Origin of the sequence: Rhodobium orientis (assembly GCF_003258835.1) — a bacterium.
GTDB classification, from domain to species: domain Bacteria; phylum Pseudomonadota; class Alphaproteobacteria; order Rhizobiales; family Rhodobiaceae; genus Rhodobium; species Rhodobium orientis.
This window is the reverse complement of the sequence record NZ_NPEV01000189.1, coordinates 1-262: the sequence shown is the minus strand read 5'-3', so window position 1 is coordinate 262 and position 262 is coordinate 1. Positions and strand designations below refer to the sequence as shown.

The following is a 262-nucleotide window of genomic DNA, read 5'->3' as shown; positions in this document are numbered from 1 at the left end:
GCTGGCTGTCAAAGCAAAAAAGCTGATGCAAGAGAGCCACCGTGCCGGCTTTCAGGGACCAGGCGCCGCCTGTGACAATCCCGGTTAAAGCCGCGTCAGGAAAGCCGAGGACAGAGGTCCATTCGAGCTTCGTGACGTGAATCCGCTTCATAAACCGGCGGATGATCGGCTGCATATTGATGATCTGTTCCACCAATTTTTTGATTTGCTTCGTACTATCGAACACTTCCCGATAGCCGATTTTTCTCCTCTTTTTATCTTT

General features: G+C 50.4%; 1 protein-coding gene. It reads right to left on the bottom strand.

The features are described from left to right. A partial coding sequence (locus tag CH339_RS25780) for a DUF2953 domain-containing protein (RefSeq protein WP_146610312.1) occupies positions 1 to 262 on the bottom strand: 262 nt, incomplete at both ends.